Origin of the sequence: Pseudomonas caspiana, from assembly GCF_002158995.1 — a bacterium.
GTDB classification, from domain to species: Bacteria; Pseudomonadota; Gammaproteobacteria; order Pseudomonadales; family Pseudomonadaceae; genus Aquipseudomonas; species Aquipseudomonas caspiana.
The window spans coordinates 26,045-45,721 of record NZ_LOHF01000023.1 but is presented as its reverse complement, the minus strand read 5'-3'; the positions used below and the strand labels follow the sequence as shown (position 1 = coordinate 45,721).

Annotated in this window: 15 protein-coding genes; 8 read left to right on the top strand and 7 right to left on the bottom strand. The window is 57.2% G+C overall.

Features of this window, described 5'->3' with window-relative positions; all coding sequences use genetic code 11:
• The first annotated feature begins 61 nt into the window (after positions 1 to 61).
• Complete coding sequence (locus AUC60_RS21930; RefSeq protein WP_087272663.1) at positions 62 to 1,915, top strand: Lnb N-terminal periplasmic domain-containing protein; 1,854 nt, start codon at positions 62 to 64, stop codon at positions 1,913 to 1,915.
• A 172-nt stretch (positions 1,916 to 2,087) separates the two neighbouring features.
• Positions 2,088 to 2,585, top strand: coding sequence for a GreA/GreB family elongation factor (locus tag AUC60_RS21925; protein WP_087272659.1), 498 nt, complete (start codon positions 2,088 to 2,090; stop codon positions 2,583 to 2,585).
• 148 nt (positions 2,586 to 2,733) lie between these two features.
• Here AUC60_RS21925 and ettA read toward each other — a convergent pair whose 3' ends face one another.
• The gene (gene ettA / locus AUC60_RS21920) at positions 2,734 to 4,398 is read right to left on the bottom strand and encodes an energy-dependent translational throttle protein EttA (RefSeq protein ID WP_032627371.1); all 1,665 of its coding nucleotides are present in this window, start codon (positions 4,396 to 4,398) and stop codon (positions 2,734 to 2,736) included.
• A 393-nt stretch (positions 4,399 to 4,791) separates the two neighbouring features.
• Between ettA and AUC60_RS21915 the strand changes: the two genes are divergently transcribed.
• Both AUC60_RS21915 and glyA read left to right on the top strand, forming a co-directional pair.
• A complete protein-coding gene (locus tag AUC60_RS21915) occupies positions 4,792 to 8,646 on the top strand; it encodes a bifunctional diguanylate cyclase/phosphodiesterase (RefSeq protein WP_455567067.1) in 3,855 nt (1,284 codons plus the stop codon).
• A 238-nt stretch (positions 8,647 to 8,884) separates the two neighbouring features.
• A complete protein-coding gene (glyA, locus tag AUC60_RS21910; RefSeq protein ID WP_027898111.1) occupies positions 8,885 to 10,138 on the top strand; it encodes a serine hydroxymethyltransferase in 1,254 nt (417 codons plus the stop codon).
• Positions 10,139 to 10,340: 202 nt separating this feature from the next.
• On the opposite strand, the gene yjiA is transcribed toward glyA, so the two are convergent.
• The 3 genes from yjiA to AUC60_RS21890 all read right to left on the bottom strand — a co-directional run bounded on the left by yjiA (position 10,341) and on the right by AUC60_RS21890 (position 13,757).
• Entirely contained in the window at positions 10,341 to 11,318 is a 978-nt protein-coding gene (gene yjiA / locus AUC60_RS21900; RefSeq protein WP_087272649.1) for a GTPase, read from the bottom strand.
• 146 nt (positions 11,319 to 11,464) lie between these two features.
• On the bottom strand, positions 11,465 to 11,662 hold the full coding sequence (locus AUC60_RS21895) for a YbdD/YjiX family protein (RefSeq protein ID WP_027902281.1): 198 nt from the start codon (positions 11,660 to 11,662) through the stop codon (positions 11,465 to 11,467).
• A 19-nt stretch (positions 11,663 to 11,681) separates the two neighbouring features.
• The gene (locus AUC60_RS21890) at positions 11,682 to 13,757 is read right to left on the bottom strand and encodes a carbon starvation CstA family protein (protein ID WP_087272646.1); all 2,076 of its coding nucleotides are present in this window, start codon (positions 13,755 to 13,757) and stop codon (positions 11,682 to 11,684) included.
• Between the two features lie 294 nt (positions 13,758 to 14,051).
• On the opposite strand from AUC60_RS21890, the gene AUC60_RS21885 reads away from it, so the two are divergent.
• Complete coding sequence (locus AUC60_RS21885; RefSeq protein ID WP_087272643.1) at positions 14,052 to 14,420, top strand: PilZ domain-containing protein; 369 nt, start codon at positions 14,052 to 14,054, stop codon at positions 14,418 to 14,420.
• Between the two features lie 126 nt (positions 14,421 to 14,546).
• On the opposite strand, the gene radA is transcribed toward AUC60_RS21885, so the two are convergent.
• Complete coding sequence (radA, locus tag AUC60_RS21880) at positions 14,547 to 15,914, bottom strand: DNA repair protein RadA (protein WP_087272641.1); 1,368 nt, start codon at positions 15,912 to 15,914, stop codon at positions 14,547 to 14,549.
• Positions 15,915 to 16,110: 196 nt separating this feature from the next.
• On the opposite strand from radA, the gene mscL reads away from it, so the two are divergent.
• Positions 16,111 to 16,557, top strand: coding sequence for a large-conductance mechanosensitive channel protein MscL (gene mscL, locus AUC60_RS21875; protein ID WP_087272638.1), 447 nt, complete (start codon positions 16,111 to 16,113; stop codon positions 16,555 to 16,557).
• A 134-nt stretch (positions 16,558 to 16,691) separates the two neighbouring features.
• Here mscL and AUC60_RS21870 read toward each other — a convergent pair whose 3' ends face one another.
• Positions 16,692 to 17,468 (bottom strand): ferredoxin--NADP reductase, encoded by a 777-nt coding sequence (locus AUC60_RS21870; protein ID WP_087272635.1) that lies wholly within the window; start codon positions 17,466 to 17,468, stop codon positions 16,692 to 16,694.
• A gap of 376 nt (positions 17,469 to 17,844) precedes the next feature.
• Here AUC60_RS21870 and AUC60_RS21865 point away from each other — a divergent pair, with 376 nt between their 5' ends.
• Complete coding sequence (locus AUC60_RS21865; protein ID WP_238599619.1) at positions 17,845 to 18,039, top strand: LuxR C-terminal-related transcriptional regulator; 195 nt, start codon at positions 17,845 to 17,847, stop codon at positions 18,037 to 18,039.
• A 119-nt stretch (positions 18,040 to 18,158) separates the two neighbouring features.
• Positions 18,159 to 19,283, top strand: coding sequence for a methyltransferase (locus AUC60_RS21860; protein WP_087272627.1), 1,125 nt, complete (start codon positions 18,159 to 18,161; stop codon positions 19,281 to 19,283).
• Between the two features lie 181 nt (positions 19,284 to 19,464).
• Here the strand turns inward: AUC60_RS21860 and AUC60_RS21855 are convergent, their stop codons facing one another.
• Positions 19,465 to 19,635: a DUF2474 domain-containing protein gene (locus AUC60_RS21855; RefSeq protein ID WP_087272625.1), complete on the bottom strand. Its 171-nt coding sequence runs from the start codon at positions 19,633 to 19,635 to the stop codon at positions 19,465 to 19,467.
• Positions 19,636 to 19,677 lie beyond the last annotated feature (42 nt).

Sequence of the window (19,677 nt, the reverse complement as noted above, 5' to 3'; positions counted from 1 at the left end):
CTTTTTGTTGCGTTGACGCGTCTGCTGCCTGATTGCCCCCTGACCTGAATAGTTGCTTTATATGCTCAAACGCCTTGTGTATCTGGCGCTCTGCGTCTGCACCCCGCTGTCCGCCGCGCAACACGCGAGCGATGAACGTTTGCAGCAACTGGCCAATGAGCCGTTCTGGATTTCACTGGGGCATTACGAAACTGCGAAGCTCGGTGGCTGGCGCAGCTATGTTGACGACCCAAAATTCTTTCTCTCGGCCAACGGTGAACACGACCCGAAGGCTGAGCTGAGCGCGACCCTTGATGCCCTCTATGCCCCGGCAAGCGCGGGTGAGAAACACGCCCAGTGTGTTTACCCGGCACGGACTCGCTGGCTGAAGGATCAATTGCAGCTCAAAGACCTGCCAGCCGTTGAGTGCAAGGAGTTCACTCAGTGGTTCAAGGACGTTGCGCCCGACAGTGCAGTGATGATCTTCCCCGCCGCTTACCTGAATAGCCCGTCGTCCATGTTTGGCCATACGCTGTTGCGCATCGACCAGGCTGACGTCAAGACCAACAACACCGCCCTGCTCAGCTATGCGATCAACTTCGGCGCTTACATCGAAGGTATGGACAACAGCATTCTGTACGCGTGGAAAGGTTTGGCGGGCGGCTACCCCGGTCTGTTCGCACTGGTGCCCTATCAGGAAAAACTGTCGGAATATCGCAGCCTGGAAAACCGCGACCTTTGGGAATACCACCTCAACCTGACCCCGGAAGAAACCGGGCGCATGGTGGAGCACGTGTGGGAACTCAAGCAGATCCGTTTCGGCTACTTCTTCTTCGACGAAAACTGCTCTTATCGTCTGCTGGAACTGCTGCAGGTTGCGCGCCCCGGCTTGAAACTGACCGAGCAATTCCCGCTGACCGCCATCCCAACCGATACCGTCAAAGCCGTTAAAGCCGCAGGCCTTGTCGACAAGATCGACTACCGCCCTTCCCGCGAGCGCGAGCTGCTGGAGCGTGCCAAACCGCTGAACAGCACCGAGCAGCAATGGGTACTGGACGTCAGCGCCGATCAGAAGCAACTGCGAAACCCTGAATACCTTGCGCAACCCAAAGAACGCCGTGCGTTGATTCAGGATGCCGCGTATCGCCTGGAGCGCTACCGCGCCAACGGTCAGGAACGTGATGCCGGACGCGCTCAGCGTAGTTTTGAGCTGCTGCGGGCAATCAATCAGAATCCGCCGCCAGCGCTGGATATCGAACGCCCCGGTTTACCGGAGGACGGTCATGAGTCCCGGACATGGCAGGCTGGCGTCGGCACCCGAGATGACAAGGCCTTCGCCGAGTACGGGCTGCGCATGGCGTATCACGACCTCAATGACAATGCCTATGGCTTCCCACTGGGGGCGCAGATCGAAATCCTGCAACTCAAGCTGCGCCAGTACGAAGGCAATCACTGGCAGTTACAGCAACTGGATCTGGCGACGATTCGTTCGCTGACCCCGCGCAATGCGCTGCTGCAACCCTGGTCGTGGCAAGTGACGGGTGGTCTGGAACGAGTGCTCGGCAAACACGGCGACGAGACGCTGGTTTCCCACGTGAACGGCGGCGCCGGTGGTACATGGCAGTTGGGCGACGATGTGCTGGGCTTTGCACTGGGTACGGTTCGCGTAGAACACAACAATGATTTTGCCGAGTTCATCTCACCGGCTGCCGGTTTCAACACCGGTATTTTGTGGCGTAATCCAGTCGGAAATCTGAGCCTGGAGACCAAGGGCGATTACTTCACCAATGGCGAAGTCCGCCGCAGCATCAGCCTCAACCAGCAGTGGGAGTTGTCACGCAACCTCGGCCTGCGCCTGAGCGCCCAGCGGGAATTCAGCCAAATGAGCTCCCCGCAGAACGAAGTGATGCTTGAGGTGAAGTGGTATCACTATTGATTCACAAGCTGCGCGAATATCTGTAGGAGCTGCCGAAGGCTGCGAAAGCGTTCATCCTGACACGCCCCCATCGCAGCCTTCGGCGGCTCCTACAGGTGACAGGGTCCTCGCGATATTCAACGAAACTTATCCCCCGCTGCCACGGCCCAACCTTCATTAGAGGAGAAAAGCCATGAGCCGCGCCTTCGTCAACGAAGACAATGCCGCTGCAGATGCCGACCAGCCGGTCGAGCGCCTGATCAGTGAGCAACCCAATTACGTCACTGCCAGCGGTCTGGAGCATTTGCAGCACCGCGTTGCAGAACTTCAAGCCAGGCACAGTGAAATCGCTGCGCGGGATGAGGACAACGACAAACAACTGCTGGCTGACCTTGAACGCGACCTTCGCTACTTCAACCAGCGTCTGCAAAGTGCGCAGGTAGTCGCCCCGGCCATTTCAAAGGAGAAGGTTCAGATCGGCAGTTGGGTGACGTACGTGGATGAAGAAAACACAAAACATCGCGTGCATCTGGTGGGCGAAGATCAAGCAGACGCAACAGCGGGCTTGATCAACTGGGCTTCGCCGCTGGGCCGTGCCTTGATTGGCGCGCAGCTGGGCGATGAAGTGCTGTGGAAGCGTCCGGCTGGGGATCAGGATATCGAGATTGTTCTGATTGAACCGGATGTGTAGATATGCCCACCGCTAGGAGCGAACGTGTTCGCAAGGCGATGCACCTGACACACCCGGTCGTTTGTCTCGCGAACACGTTCGCTCCTACCTGAATAGTGGTGCAAAAAAAACGGAGCCCAAAGGCTCCGTTTTTTGTACCACCTGAATATCAGGCCAGTTTCTTGTGGCGTACCCGGTGTGGCTGGGCCGCAGCATCGCCAAGGCGTTTCTTGCGATCAGCTTCGTACTCGGTGTAGTTACCTTCGAAGAACACCGCTTGCGAGTCATCTTCATAAGCGAGGATGTGGGTCGCAACCCGGTCCAGGAACCACCGATCGTGAGAAATCACAATGGCGGCGCCAGGGAAGTCCAGCAGTGCTTCTTCCAGCGAACGCAGGGTTTCCACGTCGAGGTCGTTGGACGGTTCGTCGAGCAGCAAGACGTTGCCGCCTTCCTTCAGGGTCAGCGCCAGGTGCAAGCGACCACGCTCACCGCCAGAGAGATCCTTGACGAACTTCTGCTGATCGCCGCCCTTGAAGTTGAAGCGGCCGACATAGGTGCGCGACGGGATTTCATAGTTGCCGATACGGATCTGGTCGGAACCGTCGGAAATCTGCTGGAACACCGTCTTGCTGCCGTCCAGGTCGTCACGACTCTGGTCAACGCAGGCCAGTTGCACGGTTTCACCGATCTCGATGCTGCCAGAATCCGGTTGTTCCTTGCCCATCAGCATGCGGAACAGCGTCGATTTACCGGCACCGTTACCACCGATCACGCCCACAATCGCGCCTTTTGGCATGGCGAACGACAGGTTGTCGATCAACACGCGATCGCCGTAACCCTTGCTGACATTCTTGAACTCGATGACCTTGTCACCCAGGCGAGGACCTGCCGGGATGTAGATCTCGTTGGTTTCGCTGCGCTTCTGGAATTCCTGCGATTGCATTTCCTCGAAGCGTTGCAGACGAGCCTTGGATTTGGATTGACGCGCCTTGGCGCCTTTACGAACCCATTCCAGCTCTTCTTTCATTGCCTTTTCATGGGCCGACTGTTGCTTGGATTCCTGGGCCAGACGATCGGACTTGGCTTCAAGCCAGCCCGAATAGTTGCCCTCGTAAGGAATACCAGCGCCGCGGTCGAGTTCCAGAATCCAGCCAGCGACGTTATCCAGGAAGTACCGGTCGTGCGTAATCGCAACCACGGTGCCCGGGAAGTCGTGCAGGAAATGTTCAAGCCAGGCGACCGAATCGGCATCCAGGTGGTTAGTCGGTTCGTCGAGCAGCAGCATGTCCGGGGCAGACAACAGCAAGCGGCACAAGGCCACACGACGTTTCTCACCACCGGACAGCACTTCAACCTTCGCATCCCATGCTGGCAAACGCAGCGCGTCGGCGGCGACTTCCAGCTGGCGGTCCAGGTTATGGCCGTCAGCGGCTTGCAGGATGGCTTCCAGCTTTGCTTGCTCGGCAGCCAGCTTGTCGAAGTCGGCGTCCGGGTCTGCATATTCTGCATACACTTCATCAAGACGCGCCTGAGCGTTCTTGATCACGCTGACCGCTTCCTCAACCACTTCACGCACGGTCTTGGTCGGATCCAGCTGTGGCTCTTGCGGCAGATAGCCAATGTTCAGCTCAGGCATCGGGCGCGCTTCGCCGTCGAATTCGGTATCGACACCCGCCATGATTTTCAGAAGAGTGGATTTACCCGAACCGTTCAGACCGAGCACGCCGATCTTGGCTCCCGGGAAAAACGACAGGGAAATATTTTTGAGAATTTCCCGCTTCGGCGGCACAACTTTGCTCAGCCGATGCATGGTGAAGACGTATTGGGCCATGGGATGAAAACCTGGGTTTATGACTGTTGAATAAAGACGCGAGCTTGGCGCTCCGACGTAAAAAAGCTTTTATTTGTCGCCGGCACTTGCCGCTGGACGGTTCCACGCCTTGAATTATCTACATCGCAGGATGTGAGCGCCGTGGAACTGGATCAAAGTTTGCAAGCAGTGGAGTCACTCATGCAGAAGTCGGCAGAGGCTGCGCGTTGGGCAAAGCTACCCGAATGCAGGCTTGAGGGCAAACCGTCTGAACCAACAGGGCTGGCACTTAGCCACAACTCAGGGCATGCTAGCCGCCCTTTGGGCGTGCAGCTTATAGTGCGCCCGGCGCTCACCGACGCAGCGATAACCGTAATCTATCAAATAGCCTGTTCAGTTCAGTAGTCAGGATCAATGTTGCCAACATCAGCACACTCGTCTCCATCGAGCGCCAACAGGGGCGTACCCGCTATGCCGTTGCGCGGGTCATTAAAAGGTGTGCTGGCAGCATTGGTGTTGTTAATGCTTGCATTGATCCTGTGGCAACTGATCGATCAGTTTCAACAGACTCAGGATCGCCAACGCCAGCGCAGCCTTGATTACAGCGTGCAACTGGCCGACCGGCTGAGCCTTAATATGGAGCTCAGCGCGCAGATTGCGCTCAACCTCCTGAGCAACACCAGCCAGCAAGAGCCACAAAGCCCCGAGCAGGAAACACGTCTGCTGACCAATTTGCGCCAATCCCTGCCCTCGCTGCGCAGTGTTGCGTGGCTGGACGCTACCGGAAAAGTGACAACCGATAGCATGGATACGTCGACCGACGCGCTGTTTCTCAAACAGACACTGCAGCAGGCTATGGGTCGGCCTTACTACTACGACAACAATGATGACGGTTCACAGGTCTATCTGCTGATCCGTTACCCCGCTGAAAACGATCAGAAATACTGGGCCTTGCGTCTGGCGCCGGACGTACTGAAGCCCCTGACGCGACAGGCCCGTCAAGGTTTCAACCCTCTTTGGCGCCTGGAAAACCGTTCCACCGATCGCCTGCTGTTCCGCGATACCACCATCCGGAATGAGCCGGTGGTCAGCAGTATTGGCGAAGTCGAGAGCGTGTTGCTTCAACCCCTGATCAACAGCAACTGGCAGTTACGCGGCCTGTTCGATGTCAGCACGGCTCGAGAACAACTGCTCGGGCCGCTGATAGGAAAATGTGTGGTGGGTCTGTTCCTTTCGATCCTGCCGCTGCTGGCCCTGCTTAGTCTGCGTCGCCGTCAACGCCAATTGCATGAAAGCAGACGCCGCTACCAGGACATATTCGAAGGTGCTGGCGTAGCGATCTGTGTGCTGGATATGTCCGCCCTGCCTGGTTACCTCGAAACTTTGCAAATCGAGACCGGTGAAGACCTGGACGCACTGCTCAAGGCGCAGCCCGGGCAGTTGAATGCACTCCTGCACAAAATACGCATCACTGAAGTCAATCAGGTCGCACTGAGCCTGCTCAATGTTCAATCCAGTGAGCAGGCCTGGCAGTACTTGATCGAAGGCTGTCAGCGCGGTCGGCAAGGTATTGGCCAAGCGTTGATTCATGGCCTGCTTTCCAAAAAGGATCAACTGGAGATCGAAATCCGCCTGACTCAGGATCGCGGTGAAGATCAGCACCTGTGGCTGGTATTGCGACTGCCTGAAGACCGCGAAGACCTCAATGCCGTTATTCTGAGTATTGGCGACATCACCAGTCGCAAGCGGATCGAGCTGTCGCAGCAGGAGCGTGAAGGGTTCTGGTCGAATGTGGTCCGCACCGTACCCGATCATCTGTATGTTCAGGACGTTCTGAGCCAGCGGATGATCTATAGCAACCACAACCTGGGCCAGACACTTGGCTACAGCAGAACCGAACTGCTGCGCATGGGCGAGTTTTTCTGGGAAATGCTGCTGCACCCCGATGACGCCAAAAGCTATCAGGACATGCGTTTGCGCCAACGCCACCGGGGCCATAGCGAACTCCTGCAATGCCAACTGCGCTTTCGTGCCCGCGATGATAAATGGCGACGTTTCGATATCCGTGAGCAAGCGCTTTCCAGGGATCTTGATGATCAGGTCACACGCATTATTGGCGTCGCCAAAGACATCACCGAGCAACTGGAAGCCAGTGAATCCCTGCGTGACAGCGAACAGCGCTACCGCATGCTGGCCGAAAGTATCAGCGACGTAATCTTCTCCACCGACAGCAAACTCACGCCCAACTATGTCAGCCCTTCAGTGCAGAGCGTACTGGGCTACAGCGCCGAGTGGATTCTCAAGCATGGCTGGAAATCCACCGTTGCCAATCCGCAGCAACTGGCCGGCGTATACGGGCTGATGGAGCGTATCCGCAAGGTGCTGAAAAAGCCGGAAGCACTGGCAGCCCTGCGCTATGAAATTCCGACCCAGTTATTCCTGTTCGACTGCCTGCGCGCCGATGGACGAAAAATCCCCATTGAATTGCGACTGGTGCTGGTCTGGGACGATCAAGGCACCTTCGAAGGCATTCTCGGCGTCGGCCGCGACATCAGCCAGCAACGTCGGGCTGAAAAAGACCTGCGCATGGCCGCGACCGTATTCGAGCACTCGACATCTGCAATCCTGATTACCGATCCTGCGGGCTATATCGTACAAACCAACGAAGCGTTCAGCCGGGTGAGCGGTTACGAAGCAGCTCAAGTGCTTGACCAGTTGCCGACCATGCTGACCGTCGACAACCAACAGGAAGCGCACCTGCGCTACATCGTCAAACAGCTGAATCAGCACAGCAGTTGGGAAGGCGAAGTCTGGCTCAAGCGTCGCAATGAAGAACATTACCCCGCGTGGGTTGGCATTACCGCAGTACTGGATGACGAAGGTGATCTGGCCAGCTACGTGTGCTTCTTTACCGACATCAGCGAACGCAAGGCGAGTGAGCAGCGCATCCATCGTCTGGCTTATTACGACGCCCTTACTCACCTGCCCAACCGCTCGCTCTTCCAGGACCGCCTGCACTCGGCGCTGCAACAGGCAGAGCGGCAAAATGCATGGGTTGTGTTGATGTTCCTCGATCTGGATCGTTTCAAGCCGATCAACGACTCCCTCGGGCACGCGGCCGGTGATCGCATGCTCAAGGAAATGGCCACACGCCTGCTGGCTTGCGTGGCCGATGACGATACGGTCGCGCGGATGGGTGGCGACGAGTTCACCTTGCTGCTACAACCGAGTTCGACCCGCGAACTGGCCCTGAACCGTGCCATTCATGTTGCCGAGCAGATCCTTAATAGTCTGGTGACGCCGTTCGTCCTTGAAGGTCGAGAATTCTTCGTGACCGCCAGTATCGGCATCGCTCTCAGCCCTCAGGACGGCAACGAGCTGAGCCAGTTGATGAAAAACGCCGACACCGCGATGTATCACGCCAAGGAAAACGGCAAAAACAACTTCCAGTTCTATCAGGCCGACATGAACGCCTCAGCGTTGGAGCGCCTGGAGCTGGAGAGCGATTTGCGTCACGCCCTGGAACAGCAGGAATTCACCCTGTTCTACCAACCGCAGTTCAGCGGCGACGGCAAACGCCTGACCGGAGCCGAAGCTCTTTTGCGCTGGCGCCATCCGCGCCGCGGGCTGGTCTCGCCCAACGAGTTCATTCCGGTCCTTGAAGAACTGGGGCTGGTGGTGGAAGTCGGCGACTGGGTGCTGACCGAAGCTTGCCGCCAGCTCAAGGCATGGCATAAGGCCAAGGTCCGTGTCCCCAAGGTCTCGGTCAACATCTCTGCACGGCAATTCGCCGACGGTCAGCTAGGTAACCGGATTGCCAATATTCTTCAGGAAACCGGTCTGTCACCGGCCTGCCTTGAGCTGGAACTGACCGAAAGTATTCTGATGCGCGAAGTGGGCGTGGCGATGCATATCCTCGACGGCCTCAAGCGTCTGGGCCTGAGCATCGCGGTAGACGACTTCGGCACCGGTTATTCGTCGCTGAACTACCTCAAGCAGTTCCCTATCGACATCCTCAAAATTGACCGCACCTTCGTTGACGGCCTGCCCTCCGGTGAACAGGACGCACAGATCGCGCGCGCCATTATCGCCATGGCACACAGCTTGAATCTGGCGGTAATTGCCGAGGGCGTCGAAACGCACGAGCAGCTAGAGTTCCTCCGCGAGCATGGCTGTGACGAAGTGCAAGGCTACCTGTTCGGCCGCCCGATGCCGCCCAGCCGGTTCGAAGCGCAGTACAGTGATAACGCGCTGTTCATGTTTGACTGACCTGGAATGCTTCTGTGGGAGCGAGGCTTGCCCGCGATAAGGCTAGCCGCGATCTAAAGTGAATCGGATCCAGCCTTAACGCGCACAAGCCTGCCACATGGAAACCGCAATTCTATTCGATGGGTGCGGCGCTTCAGATGAACACCACTTGTCCAGCACATGACTGCCTTTCATATGCCAGATAAAAGCCAATGAGTTAGAATGCCCCCCTTTTCTGCCCCGATCCTTGAGGACCGCCATGTTCAGCCGTGATTTGACTCTCGCCAAGTACGACTCCGATCTCTTCGCCGCGATGGAGCAAGAAGCCCTGCGCCAGGAAGAGCACATCGAGCTGATCGCTTCGGAAAACTACACCAGCCCAGCGGTGATGGAAGCTCAGGGTTCGGTCCTGACCAACAAATACGCTGAAGGCTATCCAGGCAAGCGTTACTACGGTGGCTGCGAATACGTCGACGTGGTTGAGCAACTGGCCATCGACCGTGCCAAAGAACTGTTCGGCGCTGACTACGCCAACGTTCAGCCGCACGCTGGCTCGCAAGCCAACAGCGCGGTTTATCTGGCTCTGCTGCAAGGTGGCGACACCATTCTGGGCATGAGCCTCGCCCACGGCGGTCACCTGACCCACGGCGCCAGTGTCAGCTCGTCGGGCAAGCTGTACAACGCTGTTCAGTACGGCATCGACGCCAATGGCATGATCGACTACGACGAAGTCGAGCGTCTGGCCGTTGAACACAAACCAAAAATGATCGTGGCTGGTTTCTCTGCCTACTCGCAGATCCTCGACTTCCCGCGCTTCCGCGCTATCGCTGACAAGGTTGGCGCATACCTGTTCGTCGACATGGCTCACGTAGCCGGTCTGGTTGCTGCTGGCGTTTACCCGAACCCGGTGCCTTTCGCTGACGTCGTGACCACCACCACGCACAAAACCCTGCGCGGTCCACGTGGCGGCCTGATCCTGGCTCGCGCCAACGCCGACATCGAGAAGAAACTGAACTCTGCTGTGTTCCCAGGCGCCCAGGGCGGCCCGCTTGAGCACGTCATCGCCGCCAAGGCCGTGTGCTTCAAGGAAGCACTGCAGCCTGAGTTCAAGGCTTACCAGCAACAAGTCGTGAAAAACGCCAAGGCCATGGCCGGTGTATTCATCGAGCGCGGTTTCGACGTGGTTTCCGGCGGTACTGAAAACCACCTGTTCCTGCTCTCGCTGATCAAGCAGGACATCTCCGGTAAAGACGCAGACGCTGCCCTGGGTCGCGCCTTCATCACCGTGAACAAGAACTCCGTACCTAACGACCCACGCTCCCCGTTCGTCACTTCCGGCCTGCGCTTCGGCACACCGGCAGTCACTACTCGCGGCTTCAAAGAGGCAGAGTGCAAAGAACTGGCAACCTGGATCTGCGACATCTTGGCGGACCTGAACAACGAAGCCGTGATCGATGCAGTACGTGAAAAAGTAAAAGCCATCTGCGCGAAGCTGCCGGTATACGGCGCTTAATCAGCCCCGTTTGCAGCAGTAACAAAAAGCCCGGCTTTTAAGCCGGGCTTTTTGTGGGCGCCGTATTTGATCTGAAACGCTGCATTGCAATCAACATCGGACCTGTAGGAGTGAGCTTGCTCGCGATAGCGGCCTGTCAGCCGATTATTTTGTGACTGATAGAACGCTATCGCGAGCAAGCTCACTCCTACAGGGATACTGTTCAGCCTGCGACTTTGGCAAACCCCGCCCGGATCTTCTCTTCCGGCAGTTCATCAGCGATAAAAACAATCACACTTTCGCGCTTTTCGCCTTCCGCCCATTCCGTATCCCAGTCAAAGCCATACAGCTTCAGCACGCCCTGAAACACCATACGCTTAGGCTCTCCCGCAATATTCAACACGCCTTTGTAGCGCAACAGCTGTTGCCCATGTTCTTCAAGCAGTTCGTTCATGAACTCGCTGAGTTTCTCGATATCCAGCGGTTCGTCGGTACGCAGGACGAGGCTGGAGATACGGTCAATGGCGTTACCGGCCGGGGCCAGCGGACGCAAAGTCATGCCGCCGCCCAAGTCGGCATTCAGGTTAAAGCCTCGCACATCCAGCAATTCAGCCAGATCAATCTGGCCATGCTCGACCACACGAATCGGTGCGCGGCGGTTGATACGGGTCAGTCGAGCGCTGAGGGCGTCGAATGTGGCGTCGTCCACCAGATCACGCTTGCTCACCAACAGACGGTCGGCAAAACCAATCTGCGCCTGGGCGATGGTCTGGGCCAAATGCGTGTCGGCATTCGCAGCGTCGACCAAGGTGATGATGCCGTCGAGGATGTAGCGCTCGCGCAACTCTTCATCGATGAAAAAGGTCTGCGCGACAGGTGCCGGATCGGCCAGGCCAGTGCACTCGATCACCAGACGATCAAACGCAATCTCGCCGCTGTCCAGCCGCTCCAGCAGCAGAAACAGGGCTTTGGTCAGGTCGGTGTGGATGGTGCAGCAGACGCAGCCATTGGAGAGGGTCATGACTTGCACAGGTTCGGCGCCCAGCAATTGGGTATCGATACCGGCATCACTGAATTCGTTTTCGATCACGGCGATTTTCAGGCCGTGCTCAGTCTTGAGCAGATGACGCAGCAACGTGGTCTTGCCCGCGCCGAGGAAGCCGCTGAGGACCGTGACGGGGATGGGTTGCGGGGTGGTCATGGATGCTCCTGTCATTTCAAACTACACAAAACAGTGTGGGAGCGGTGCTTGCCCGCGATAAGCCCAACCCAGTCTCAAATACCGGTTTGGGCTTATCGCGGGCAAGCACCGCTCCCACAGGTTAACGCCTTCTGTTAATCAATCTATTAACAGCATTTAGGCCCACCCTTGCCGCCATAACGGGCTTCCTGGCGTTCCCGGAAGAACGTTTCGTAATCCATCATCGGCTTGTCAGGGTGTTTGACCTGCATATGCGCGACGTAATTGTCATAGTCAGGCATGCCCACCATCAGACGCGCTGCCTGACCGAGGTATTTCCCGAGGCGACTCAGGTCGTTGAACATATGCAGATCCTCGCGTCTTTCAAACGTTGGTCGGAGTCGTCAACGCCTGGAAAGGCGCTTCTTTATCCGTACGCTCTTTGTTGCCCCATGCCGCGACGCCGACTTTCAGCGCATAGAACAGGATGCTGAACACCACGAACAGGAACAGAATCGTCAGCGTCGCGTTGGTGTACGCGTTGAAGATGACGTGCTGCATCTGGTCCATGGTCTTGGCCGGAGCCAGAATCTGACCTGCGTCAGCCGCTGTGCTGTATTTCTTGGCCAAGGCCAGGAAACCAACAGCCGGGTTGCTATCGAACAGCTTGATGAAGCCCGCTGTCACGGTGCAGATCAAGAGCCAGGTCGCAGGCAGCATGGTCACCCAGATGTAGCGTTGGCGTTTCATTTTGATCAGCACAACAGTTGCCAGCATCAGAGCGATACCTGCCAGCATCTGGTTAGAGATACCGAACAGCGGCCACAAGGTGTTGATGCCGCCCAGTGGGTCAATCACGCCTTGATACAGCAAGTACCCCCACAGCGCCACGCAACCACCGGTGCCGATGGCGTTGGCCGTCCAGGACTCAGTGCGTTTCAGGGCTGGCACAAAGCTGCCGAGCAGGTCTTGCAGCATGAAGCGACCGGCACGAGTACCGGCGTCAACCGCCGTCAGAATAAACAGCGCTTCAAACAGAATTGCGAAGTGGTACCAGAACGCCATGGTGCTAGCACCCGGCAAGGCCTGGTGCAGGATCTGTGCGATACCCACCGCCAGAGTCGGCGCACCGCCGGCACGGGCCAGAACGGTGTTTTCACCGATGTCCTTGGCAACCGCTGTCAGTTGCTCAGGCGTGATGGCGAAGCCCCAGTTGGTGATCGTGGCCGCTACTGTCACAACATCACTGCCCACTACTGCAGCAGGGCTGTTCATGGCGAAGTAGATGCCAGGCTCGATGACCGACGCTGCAACCATGGCCATGATTGCCACGAAGGACTCCATGAGCATGCCGCCGTAACCGATGTAACGGGCGTTGGTTTCGTTATCCAGCAGCTTCGGCGTAGTACCGGAAGAAATCAGCGCATGGAAACCGGACACTGCACCACAAGCGATGGTGATGAACAGGAACGGGAACAGTGTGCCTTTCCAGACTGGACCGGTGCCGTCAGTGAACTGAGTCAACGCAGGCATTTTCAGCTCAGGCGCGAGGACCAGAATACCGATGGCCAAAGCGACGATGGTGCCGATTTTCAGGAAGGTCGACAGATAGTCACGCGGTGCCAGTAGCAGCCAGACCGGCAGCATGGCAGCGACAAAACCGTAACCGACCAGCATCCAGGTGATCTGCACGCCGGTAAAGGTGAACAGCGGCGCCCACTCAGGGCTGGCAGCGATGTGCCCACCGGCCCAGATCGAGAGCAGCAACAGCACCACGCCGATGACGGAGATTTCCCCGATGCGACCCGGCCGGATGTAGCGCATGTAAATGCCCATGAACATAGCGGTAGGGATCGTCGCCATGACCGTGAACATCCCCCAAGGGCTTTCAGCCAGCGCTTTAACCACAATCAGGGCCAGCACCGCGAGGATGATGATCATGATCAGGAAGCAGCCGAACAGCGCGATAGTGCCGGGGATACGGCCCATTTCCTCACGCACCATGTCGCCCAGCGAGCGACCGTTACGGCGTGTGGACAGGAACAGGATCATGAAATCCTGTACCGCGCCGGCGAGAACCACACCGGCAATTAGCCAGAGCGTGCCGGGCAGATAGCCCATTTGCGCAGCCAGTACTGGCCCGACCAGAGGTCCGGCGCCAGCGATAGCGGCAAAGTGGTGACCGAAAAGAATGTGTTTGTTGGTCGGCACGTAGTCCAGACCATCATTGTTGACCACTGCTGGAGTTGCCCGCAGCGGATCGAGTTGCATCACGTGACGGGCAATGAACAAACTGTAATAACGATAGGCGACCAGGTAGATGGCGACCGCAGCGACCACGATCCACAAGGCGTTGATTGCTTCCCCGCGGCGCAAGGCCACGACCCCAAGGGCACATGCCCCGATAATTGCAACGATCAGCCAAGGCACATGGCGCATGAGGCTATTATTATTTTTCATTTTTTGTATTCCAGCAGATGACTGAAAGGCCAGCTACGCGAGTTTAGCTCTGCCACAGCGAAAGGCCACCCCCACTATGGTCTAGACCCTAAAAGATCCGACAAGGCAGTTTTTGCCCATCACCTGCTCATTGGAAAGACCGGGCAGCAAGTACTCTTCAGTGCAGAGGAAATGTAAATCCGGTTATGAAAACTATCCGGAAATCGCGATCGGGACTATCGTCGTTACAGGCGACGCCTTGAATGGCGTTGAACCGCTGACTGTAAGTCAGACGATTCCAAGAGAAGTGATTCGATGACCGACTCCAACGATGACCGCCGCCGCTTCAAACGCATCGCCTTTGATGCGAAAACCACGCTCAGCCAGGGCGACCGCAACTGGCAGGTCCAGCTTGTCGATTTATCCCTCAAAGGCATGCTCATTGAGCGCCCGGAGCCTTGGCAGGCCGATACCGGACAGGCCTTCCACGCCGACATCAAGTTAAGCAATGAAGTGCATGTGCAAATGGACGTACGCCTGACCCACGATGACAACGGCCAGTTGGGGTTTGTCTGTGAGCAGATCACCCTGGACTCCATCAGCCATCTGCGCAGGCTGGTTGAACTGAACCTGGCTGATCATGATGAGCTGGAGCGGGAGCTGGCAGCGTTGATTGAGGTGTAAGGATACGCATGGTTTTTAACTGTAGGAGCGCGCTTGCCCGCGATGACGGTATTTCAGACGCAGGGGTTGTATCTGATGCACTGGCCTGATCGCGGGCAAGCGCGCTCCTACAAGGCCTCTCGAACGTCACTCAAACAACGCATCCAGCGCCTGCTCCAGCCGTGTTACCGCAATAATCTGTAATCCCGGTGGCGCTTCTTTCGGGGCGTTGCCTTTGGGCACGATCGCCCGTTTGAAGCCGTGTTTGGCCGCTTCCTTGAGCCGCTCCTGGCCGCTCGGCACCGGGCGGACTTCGCCGGACAGCCCGACCTCGCCAAACACTAACAAATCATGAGGCAGAGGACGGTTGCGCAAACTGGACATGACCGCTGCCATCAATGCCAGATCCGAAGCAGTTTCCAGGACTTTGACGCCACCCACCACGTTGAGGAAAACATCCTGATCGTGAGTAGGAATGCCGCCGTGACGGTGCAGGACCGCCAGCAGCATCGCCAGACGATTCTGATCCAGCCCCAACGTCACGCGACGCGGATTGGACATGTGGCTGTCGTCCACCAACGCCTGAACTTCCACCAGCATCGGCCGCGTGCCTTCCCAGGTCGCCATGACCACGCTTCCCGGGACTTCTTCCTGAGCGCGAGTCAGAAAGATCGCCGACGGATTGGAGACTTCTTTCAGCCCCTTGTCCGTCATGCCGAATACACCCAGCTCGTTGACCGCACCGAAGCGGTTCTTCACCGCGCGCAGCAATCGCAGACGACCGTCGGATTCGCCCTCGAAGTACAGAACCGTATCGACCATGTGCTCAAGCACTCGCGGTCCCGCCAATGCGCCCTCTTTAGTGACATGGCCTACCAGAAAGATCGCCGTACCGCTTTGCTTGGCATAACGCACCAGCAAGGCCGCACTTTCCCGGACTTGCGAAACGCCGCCCGGAGCAGATTGCAGTTGTTCGGTGAAAATCGTCTGGATCGAGTCGATCACCATAACCTTGGGCTTTTCGACCTTGGCGGTGGCAATAATGTTTTCGATACAGGTTTCAGTCATGACCTGCAGCTTGTCCTGAGGCAGCCCCAGACGACGGGCGCGCATCGCGACTTGCTGCTGGGATTCTTCGCCGGTGACGTACAGAGCGGGCATACGCTCGGCAATGTTGCACAGTGTCTGCAAAAGGATGGTCGATTTGCCGATCCCCGGATCACCGCCGATCAGCACCACCGAGCCATCCACCAGGCCGCCGCCCAATACCCGGTCCAACTCGGCCGAGTTAGTGGAGAACCTTGGGATTTCCTCGACGCTGACCTCAGCCAGTGTACGGATCTGGGTCTGCTGCCCGGTCCAGCCGGAGCGCCCGCTCGGAGGCGCAGCGCTGCCGCTTTCCAGCACGGTTTCAACCAGTGTGTTCCAGGCACCGCATTCGCTGCACTGCCCGGCCCACTTGGGAAAGGTTGCGCCGCACTCAGTGCAGCCATACAAACGTTTGGCCTTGGCCATGACAACCCCGTCGGTAAAAGTTGGCAATCATAACGCAGCTGCCGCCAGCGCGTCGGTAAGCATGTGGCGCTGTCTTTTTGAGGAATTTCATAAAACTTCGTCAGAAAAGCCCGGTCGATTGCAGGGTGCCCAGCGCAACGCGTGCAGCTGACATACACTGCACTGGACAAATCTCATCAGTTACAAGGAATGACCCATGAGCGTACTAAGCGAGTTCAAAGCCTTTGCCGTCAAAGGTAACGTGGTCGATATGGCCGTCGGTATCATCATTGGTGCGGCATTCGGCAAGATCGTTTCGTCGTTCGTCGGCGATGTCATCATGCCGCCTCTCGGGCTGCTGATCGGCGGTGTGGACTTCAGTGATCTTGCCGTCATCCTCAGACCAGCAGAAGGCGCGGCCCCTGCGGTAGTGCTGGCTTACGGCAAATTCATCCAGACAGTTATCGACTTCATTATTGTCGCCTTCGCCATCTTCATGGGCGTGAAAGCGATCAATCGCCTCAAGCGCGAAGAAGCCAAGGCACCCACCCTGCCACCGACGCCAACCAAGCAGGAACTGCTGCTGGGTGAGATTCGTGACCTGTTGAAAGAACAGCACCAGCCGTCGGCACCGATTACCGTGGATCCGAAGCATCCGGTCTGACAGGAATAGCTGACTCGCTTTGTGGGAGCGGTGCTTGCCCGCGATAAGAACGCCGCGATTTTACAGTTAAATCACCGTGACTTATCGCGGGCAAGCGCCACTCCCAGAGGAAACAGCGCCCAGCCCTAACCCTGTTACCAATAATTCTCGACAACCACCTGCCCCGGCCGCCGTGTCAGGTTCAAATTCATGTCGCGGGCCTTGAGCATCGCTCGGGTGTCTTCGATCATTTGTGGATTGCCGCAAATCATCACTCGCGAGTGCTCAGGGTTCAGCGGCAAGCCTGTAACACGCTCCAGTTCACCGTTTTCAATCAACTGGGTAATACGGCCATTTAACGCGCCAGGGACTTGTTCGCGAGTCACCACCGGGACGTAGATCAGCTTGTCAGCATATTCAGCCAGATACTCACGCTCAGTCAGCCCGGCAATCAGCGGTTGATACGCCAACTCCTTCGCCTCACGGGCGCTGTACACCAGGACAATACGTTCAAATTTCTCCCACACCTCGAAATCCTGCAGGATCGACAAGAACGGCGCGACGCCTGTCCCAGTGGATAACAACCAGAGATCACGTCCGTCGGTAAATCTGTCCACAGTCAGATACCCCGTCGCCAGCTTTTCGATCAGCAGCGTGTCCCCCTCACGCAAGCGGCTCAGCTCGCTGGTGAACTCGCCACCCGGCACCACAATAGAGAAGAACTCGAGAAACTCGTCATGAGGCGAGGAAACCATTGAATAGGCACGCCAAACGATGGTGCCGTCAGGCTTGGTGACACCCAGACGCGCGAACTGCCCGGCGGTAAAGCGAAAGCCTAAATCACGGCTGGTGCGCAGCGTGAACAGGCTCGGGGTCAACGGCGTGACGTTGAGCAGCGTCTGACGGGTGTACTTTTCTTCACTGGCGGTCATGGTCAATCCTGACTCCTGCACGTAAATCCGAGATGCCCAGTGTCCCGCAAAGCGCTGTGGATAAACACCGCCGGTTTGTAGTGACATCCGTAATGTCTACGACACGCCTGTTAGATCATTTGCCTCTTGAGCGTATAGCCACTCCGGCGATTGAAATCACCAGACCCGTCTACGTCCGCCCCTGCAAGGATTCGTTCACTCGCCAACTGACCTTGAGGACAAAACGCCAGCACTCCATCTGTCTGCGATGCCGCCGCTTTGAGTTTTCGCGACGCAATGTTCCCTACACTTAGGAACAAGAACAACGGACACGAACTGAACGACATGGAGGTGAAAAATGGGGACCCAATCTATAGAGGTCCTGCACAGTTTCGGCATGAAGAAGCTGACTGCCAGGGAAATCGAAATACTGAAATGGACTGCTGAAGGAAAAACAGCAGGGGACATCGCCATTATTCTGAGCATGAAGGAGCGCACCGTGCATTTTCATGTAGCCAATGCAGTGCAGAAGATGGGGGCGTGTAACAAGACCTCGGCAGTGGTCCAGGCTGCACTTAGCGGAATGTTTTAACTAACGACGCAAGGACAGGTGCCAAGAGGCAAAAAGCACGTAAAATCACACGCTTTCGCTAGCCCACCGCTTCAAGGGCTCAAGTGACCAATCGTCGATTGCCCAGAGTTTTGCCGCCCATGCCGTTGCTTGTTACTCCGCTCGCCCAGCTTGACCTCATTCGCCAACCGGAACAGCAAGACGAACCGCTGCAGGCTTTCGACGCTGCTGATGAGTATCTGCTCAATTACGTCGCGGAGCGTGGCCTGACACTGCAAAGCAAAGTGCTGGTGCTCAACGACAGCTTCGGTGCGCTGGCGGCCAGCCTTGCCCAGCATGCGACGGTCACCAGCAGTACCGACTCTTACCTGGCCGCCCACGGCTTGCAGAAAAACCTGGTCCGCAACGGCATGGCTTACAACGCAGTCACTTTGGTTCCAGCCAGTGAAGCCATTGTCGGCCCGTTCGACTGGGTGCTGATTCGCGTTCCGAAAACCCTCGCGCTGCTGGAGGAGCAGTTGATCCGGCTTCAGGGTCAACTCGCACCTGAGGCTCAGGTAGTCGCAGCCGCGATGGTTAAACATCTGCCTCGCTCAGCCGGTGATTTACTGGAGGAGTATGTTGGCCCTGTCAGCGCCTCACTTGCCGTGAAAAAAGCCAGGCTGCTGTTCGCGACACCACACCCCAAAGAAGTGGTCCGTTCGCCCTACCCGACCCGTTATACGCTGGACGAACCGGCCATCGAACTGGTGAATCACGCCAACGTATTCTGCCGTGAGGGCCTGGACATCGGGACTCGCGCGTTCTTGCCGCATCTGCCGAAAAACCTGGGCACCGCACGAGTTGCCGACCTCGGTTGTGGCAACGGCGTATTGGCAATTGCCAGCGCTTTGGCAAATCCTCAGGCGCAGTACACGCTGGTTGATGAGTCGTATATGGCGGTGCAGTCAGCGGAGCAGAACTGGCGCACGGCATTGGGCGAACGAGAAGTGGTGCTGCGTGCCGATGACGGTCTGGCGGGGCAGGAACCTGACTCCCTCGACGTAGTGCTGTGCAATCCGCCGTTCCACCAGCAGCAAGTCGTCGGTGATTTTTTAGCCTGGCGCATGTTTCAGCAGGCCCGCGCTGCGCTCGTGCCGGGCGGCGCGCTGTACGTGGTGGGCAACCGTCATTTGGGTTATCACACCAAACTGGCGCGCCTGTTTCGCGGCGTAGAGCAAGTAGCGGCCACGCCGAAGTTTGTGATTCTTAAAGCGCGCAAGTAATAACTCCAAGCCTAAACCATACCCTGTAGGAGCTGCCGTAGGCTGCGAACGCGTTTTGTCTGATAAACCGCAGTTCGCAGCCTTCGGCAGCTCCTACAGGATCAATATCGGGATGGCAAAAAAAACCCTCCAGAGGAGGGTTATAAAACCGCGTCGATGGGACGCGGGATGGGATTTGTAATCAGTGGGTCGTCAGACCCGCAGCGTTCATGAACAGTCGCAGTACGCTAGCGACGATGAACAGTGCAAATACGCTTGCTGCCCAGATACCGGCCAGCCATGCCAGACGCTGCCATAACGGCTTCTTCAACGCCGGGTCTTGCTCATCATGAAAAGATTCTTTGCCAGACATCGCCAGTCTCTCCTCTATCGATAGCCCCAACGCCAGGCATCG